At 53.5% G+C, this 6,456-nt stretch carries 4 protein-coding genes; all 4 read left to right on the top strand.

The annotated features are described in order from the left end of the window. Positions 1-445: 445 nt before the first annotated feature. Entirely contained in the window at positions 446-1,744 is a 1,299-nt protein-coding gene (locus tag HMPREF2890_RS05780) for a Fic family protein (RefSeq protein ID WP_070466489.1), read from the top strand. A gap of 644 nt (positions 1,745-2,388) precedes the next feature. Beyond that, positions 2,389-2,670, top strand: coding sequence for a DUF4492 domain-containing protein (locus HMPREF2890_RS05775; protein ID WP_070466487.1), 282 nt, complete (start codon positions 2,389-2,391; stop codon positions 2,668-2,670). 55 nt (positions 2,671-2,725) lie between these two features. After that, complete coding sequence (locus HMPREF2890_RS05770; protein ID WP_070466485.1) at positions 2,726-4,318, top strand: cytochrome ubiquinol oxidase subunit I; 1,593 nt, start codon at positions 2,726-2,728, stop codon at positions 4,316-4,318. A 36-nt stretch (positions 4,319-4,354) separates the two neighbouring features. Beyond that, entirely contained in the window at positions 4,355-5,533 is a 1,179-nt protein-coding gene (locus tag HMPREF2890_RS05765; RefSeq protein WP_070466483.1) for a cytochrome d ubiquinol oxidase subunit II, read from the top strand. Positions 5,534-6,456: the final 923 nt, after the last annotated feature.

The raw sequence follows: 6,456 nt of genomic DNA, 5'->3' as shown, positions 1-6,456 counted from the left end.
ACGTCCTCAATGCAGGATCCCCCGCAGAGGACGCTGTACATAAGTGCACCTAGGATGTCCGAGTGGCGGTAAACGACCCCTTGGCGCTCACGAGACCCCAGGACGCTATCAAGCGACTTTGCGAGGGACGCGAAGAGCGGATCAGAGAAGAAGAAATTCAATCCCCAAACGATTGTATGGGATATCCACTTTTTACTCGTATATTTGCTATGTAACCCATAAGTGTATCAGTGTTTTATGGTATATAAAGATACACAAATTACACCTAAGGGGCAATGAATTCAGCGGAATTCTTTGCCCCTTTTTTCAGCACCTCCTTTTTCTTGCGGAATTAAGGCGACATACTCTTCTTGATAATGCGGAATAAACGTTGTAATTTTACCGCAAAATATGCGGGGTTAATAACATAATAATGCCGCAAGACACTATTAAACTTCAATCAGGTATGTATATTCATGAGCATCCTTCATGGCCCAAATTTCGTTGGGATTCAGATAAAATCATTGTTTTGCTGGAGGCTGTAGGCCGTCTGCAAGGACTTCTTTTTGGCCGTCTAAGTAATCTTGGGTTTGAAGACAAGTTGCAGGCTATGGCTGATAACATGACTCGCGATGTTGTCTATTCGTCAGAGATTGAGGGTATTCAGCTTAATGCAGATGAGGTACGAAGCAGCATTGCAAGGCGTTTAGGTATAGATAGTATGAAAGACTTGGCAACTTCTTCCCACTACGTCGATGCTGTTGTTGCAGTGTCTATTGATGCATGCGAGCATGCCAAGGATCAGCTTACTGATGAGAAGCTATTTGGTTGGCAGTCTGCATTCTTCCCTACGGGATTCAGCCAGGGTGCAAGTATCGAAGTAGGAAAATATCGCACTCATGAGGAACATATTGTGTCTGGATTAATGGATAGAGAGAAGGTGCATTATGTCGCACCTTCGCCAGAGCGGGTACCTTCTGAAATGAAACAGTTCCTTGATTGGTTTAACTCCGATTCCGGACTCCCTTATGCAGTGGCCTCTGCTATTGCTCACTTTTGGTTTGTGTCTATCCACCCCTTCGAGGATGGGAATGGTCGTTTGTCTCGCATTCTCGGAGATGTTCTTCTGGCACGTGGTGACAACAGCACCCTCAGATTTTATAATATGTCATCCGAAATCAATCGTGACAAAAAGCACTATTATGACATATTGGAGCGAACCCAGCATGGGGATGGGGATATAACAGAGTGGCTAGTTTGGTATCTGCAGACCTTGAAGACAGCTCTGGAGGATGCCAACAGAATCGTGAGCCGCACGCTCAACAAGAGCATGTTTTGGCAAAGAGTGGCAGGTGTGCCTATGACTGAACGTCAGACGAAGACTCTGAATCTGTTCCTTGACGGCTATGAGTCAAAAATCACAACCAAGCAGTGGGCCACACTGAATAAGTGTTCGGTCGATACAGCTGGCCGTGACATACAAGACCTTTTAACGAAAGGTATCCTTACGATGGAAATACCAGGAGCAAAGCGTCCGAGTTACGCCATTCGCTATCGTGGTGCAGCAGAGCTCCCTGCTGATCTCGTTGAGAATGCCAAGATAGAGCATAATGAGGTGAGTGACAACTATTACCTGATATCCTCCTTTAATGGTTCACCCGTTAAGGAATGGGTTCTGCCCTTGGATGCAGAAAGATTACTTCGTAACGACACAACAATAGAAATCCTCATTGACAAGTATTGCGCTTATCTGATAGCTGAATAGGGATGACTTCACCTCAACTCTCCACTTCGTATATATAGGTTGAAGACCTTTGCAAAATGGTCTTTCGCTGAAAAAGCACCGCTTTTTCGGCAGGGACTTTGCAGAATGCCCCAGATGCAAGGGACTGAGAGTGAGGGCGAAGGGAGTGTGCTTACGCACATGACCAAGCCCGAATCTCGAATGTGACGCCGCAGATGGGGTATTATGCAAAGGTCTCAGGTTGATGTTACTGAACTCACATAGATCTTTTTTATTGGCAAAAACTCTTAGCAAGCAACTGTTTCAAAGTCAGTAAAATGTATCATCCAAAGTAGCAAGATGCCGACTTCGAAACAGTGAAGTACAGTTGGGAATTAAGGTAAGGCAAGGATTTGGGATCGGGGGCAGATCGTCCGACTTGTCCGATCCGTCGGGATCCATCCCGCCGGGGGGATGAGATCGCTGACTCCGGTTTCCGATCCATCCACGACACTCCCGGGTGACCCGTTTGTCATCCGGGGGTGGTGCTTTTTGTGCAAATTGCAGTTTTTACGATAAAAAGGGGGCGAATTAGGGCTCTTTTGGTGGCAAAAATTTGTATTTATTGGCAAGAGTGGCTAATATTACAGACGCAAAGGAGTGAAACGACAGAGCAGAGTACCAATATGACCGACAAGAAGCCTACCACCATACAGCCTGCATCGTCAGGCGAGGCAACCCTCGTGCGGGGAAATATCTTCCATCGCTGGTGGGTGATCGTGCGTGACGGCTTCCGGGGCATGACCTGGGGCAAGCCGCTGATCTGGCTGATCCTGATCAAGCTCTTCATCATGTTTGCGATCCTGCGCGCCTTCTTCTTCCCCGACTTCCTTGCCTCCAAGGGCGACACAGAGGAGGAGCAGCAGGACTATATCGTCGAGCAATTTGTCGAGCGATCTACCCCGTAGACCACTCGAGCAGCAGTTATATAAAAAATTCACAAAACCTCATCTACATTATCTTATGTTACTCAGTTCACTTGTTGACTGGTCGCGGATCATGTTTGCCATGACGGCGATGTACCACTGGCTCTTTGTCCCGCTGACGCTGGGTATGGGCTTGGTGATGGCGATCGCTGAGTCGAAGTATCTCCGGACGAAGGAGGACTTCTGGCGCGAGACGGCCAAGTTTTGGCAAAAGATCTTCGGGATCAACTTTGCCATCGGTGTCGCCACCGGTCTGATCCTCGAGTTTGAGTTCGGTACCAATTGGTCCAATTACTCCCACTTCGTCGGCGACATCTTCGGTGCACCGCTGGCTATCGAGGGCATCTTAGCCTTCTTCCTGGAGGCGACCTTCTTCGTGGTGATGTTCTTCGGCTGGGGCAAGGTCTCCGACCGCTTCCACCACTTCGCTACCTGGATGACGATCCTCGGTGCCACCATCTCCGCATGGTGGATCCTCGTCGCCAATGGCTGGATGCAGAATCCTGCCGGCATGCACTTCAATCCCGACACCGTCCGCAATGAGATGATCGACTTTGCCGCCGTGGCGCTCAATCCTATGGCTGTGGCAAAGTTTTTCCACTCCGTCATCTCCAGCTGGCTCCTCGGGGCGATCGTCGCCATGGGTATCTGTGGCTACTATCTGCTGAAGGATAAGCGCAATCGCTTTGCGCTCGAGAGCATCAAGCTCGCCTCCACCCTCGGCATCGTCGCCTCTGTGCTCACCATCGCCACCGGTCACCTCTCCGCCAATCAGGTGGCTGAGTACCAGCCGATGAAGCTCGCCGCCATGGAGAACCTCCAGCGCGGTCAGCAGGGTGCACCGCTCTCCATCATCGGTATGCCCAATAAGGATGCCCACCCCGTGCTGGCTCCGGAAGAGGACGCCTGGAACTTCAATCTCGAGCTGCCCAATGTGCTGAGCTTCCTTGCCTTCAATGACTTCAATGCCTATGTCCCCGGTATGCGCGACATCATCGAGGGAGGCTACACGAAGCGTGACGGCACCATCGCCATGTCCGTCGATGACCGCATCGCCTCCGGTAAGGTGGCGATCCAGGCTCTCGCTGACTACAAGGCGGCGAAGAAAGCGGGCGACGAGGCTGCTGCTGCCGGCTACCGTCAGGTGCTGGACGACAACTTCGCCAACTTCGGCTACGGCTTCATCGAGAATAAGGCCGACCTGGTGCCCAATGTCAGCATGCTCTACTACACCTTCCGCATCATGGTCTACCTCTCCGTCTTCTTCCTCCTCGTCACGATCCTCGGATACATCTTCGCCAAGCGGACGATCACCAAGCCGGCGGAGCACGACATGAGGCGCCAGGGATGGTTCTCCTGGGTGATGCTCATCAGCATCCCGCTCGTCTACATCTGCTCTCAGTGCGGCTGGATCGTCGCTGAGGTAGGTCGTCAGCCCTGGGCGATCCAGGAGGTGCTCCCGGTGGGAGCCGCCATCTCGGATCTCAATGCCGGCAGCGTGCAGGTGACCTTCTGGATCTTTGTCTGCTTCTTCACTGCCATGCTGATCGCTGACATCTGCATCATGGTCCATGCAGTCAAGAAGGGCCCCCGGACCGATGAGGAGCTGCCCGCAGCCCCTGAGCGCTAATGTATCACCACAGATAGATAAGAGACACTACTTACTATGGCATCATACGATTTCTTACAGAACTATTGGTGGTTTATCATCTCGCTCCTCGCCGGGCTGCTGGTCTTCCTGATGTTTGTCCAGGGCGGACAGTCACTCATCTTCAGCCTCGGTAAGGACCCGAAGAACCGCCGCATGCTGGTCAACTCAACCGGCCGCAAGTGGGACCTCACCTTCACCACCCTTGTCACCTTCGGTGGCGCCTTCTTCGCCTCCTTCCCCCTCTTCTACTCCACCTCCTTCCCCGGTGCGTACTGGGTATGGATGCTGATCCTGCTCCTCTTCGTGATGCAGGCGGTCTCCTACGAGTATCAGCATAAGCAGGGAAATGTGTGGGGGTCAAAGACCTACCAGGTGGCTCTGCTCCTCAATGGCATCCTCGCCCCGATCCTGATCGGTACGGCGGTGGCCACCTTCTTCACCGGAGCCAACTTCAGCGTCAATGCTGAGGCACTCACCAACCTCGGCGGTGGCAGCCAAAGCGTCTCCACCTGGCTCCCGTACGATGTACCCGGCGTTGGTCCCGTACAGCTGCGTGGCCTCGAGGCGGTGCTCAATCCGATGAACCTTGTCTTCGGTCTCGCCGTCTTCTTCCTCACCCGTGTCACCGCACTCCTCTACTTCATCAATAACATCACCGACCCTGAGGTGAGCCGTGTCGCCCGGAAGCGTGTCCCCGCCAATGCGATCTGCTTCCTCGTCACCTTCCTCGCCTTCCTCATCTACGCTCTCCTCGGCAAGGGCTTTGCCGTCGATCCGCAGACGTCGGAGGTCTATATGGAGCCGTATAAGTACTGGCACAACCTGATCCAGCAGCCCGCCCTCCTCGTCGCCCTCCTCATCGGCGTCGTCCTGGTGCTCTACGGCATCGGCGTGACGGTCTTCAAGAAAGACTCCACCAAGGGCATCTGGTACCATGGCATCGGTGTCGTAGTGACGGTGACGGTGCTCTTCCTCCTCGCCGGGTGGAATAACACCTCCTACTACCCCTCCTTCGGAGACCTGCAGAGCTCGCTGACGATCCGCAACTCCTCCTCCTCGCAGTACACCCTCAATACGATGATGTACGTCTCCTTCCTGATCCCCTTTGTCCTCGGCTACATCATCTACGTATGGCGCAAGATGGACTTCCACAAGATCAATGAGTCGGAGATGGCGAAGGACGAGAAATACTGATCCCGCGACCTCACGATAAATATATAGAGAGAGGGTGCAGCCTGACGATCAGGCTGCACCCTCTCTCTATATGCCTCCCTGTGAAGAGTTGGGGGGACGAAGCACCCTACAGGGATCGTCTGGCGGGAGGCCCTTATAGAGACCTTTGCATAATACCCCATCTGCGGCGTCACTTTCGAGATTCGGGCTTAGTCATGTGCGTAAGCACACTCTCCTCGCCCTCACTCTCAGTTCCTTGCATCTGAGGTATTCTGCAAACTTCCTGCCGAAAAAGCGCTGCTTTTTCGGCGAAAGACCATTTTGCAAAGGTCTTTTATAGGCGAATACCAGGTGACTGTTGCGCTGTCCGACTCGTCCGATATGACAGTGCGCTCGGTTGCGTGGCACCCCTTGCGGGTGCCCGCTTCTTAGCCTCGGGTCGAGGGGCGTAGCCCCGATGACCCGTGGATCAGGCATCGCAAGCGATCACGACCCCGCCAGGGCGTCGCACCGGCAGCCTAATCTCCTGAGTGCGACACCTCGGTGGGGTTGCCGGAAAGGGGGATTTCTGCTCGGCGACCCACAAGGGGTCGAGGGAGTAGGGACAGGTCTCAACACATCGGTCACTCCTTCGCGGATGACCGATGCCTATGGAGCGAGCACCCTTCGGGTGCCTCAGGGATGAGCCCCCCTTGTTATATGCATTACACTAACGCTCTAAGGCATTCAACTCAATGATAATCGTGGGGAGCAAAGCACCCCTTGCGGGTGCCCGCTTCTTAGCCTCGGGTCGAGGGGCGTAACCCCGATGACCCGTGGATCAGCCATTACAATCGATCACGACCCCGCAAGGGCGTCGCACCGGCAGCCTAATCTCCTAAGTGCGACACCCTATCGGGGTCGTAGGGGTTAAGGGGATCCGTTGGTAACCCGGAGTCTTCGGG

It is taken from the genome of Porphyromonas sp. HMSC065F10, from assembly GCF_001808555.1.
In the GTDB taxonomy this organism is placed as follows: Bacteria; Bacteroidota; Bacteroidia; order Bacteroidales; family Porphyromonadaceae; genus Porphyromonas_A.
This window is presented reverse-complemented; position numbering and strand designations above follow the sequence as displayed.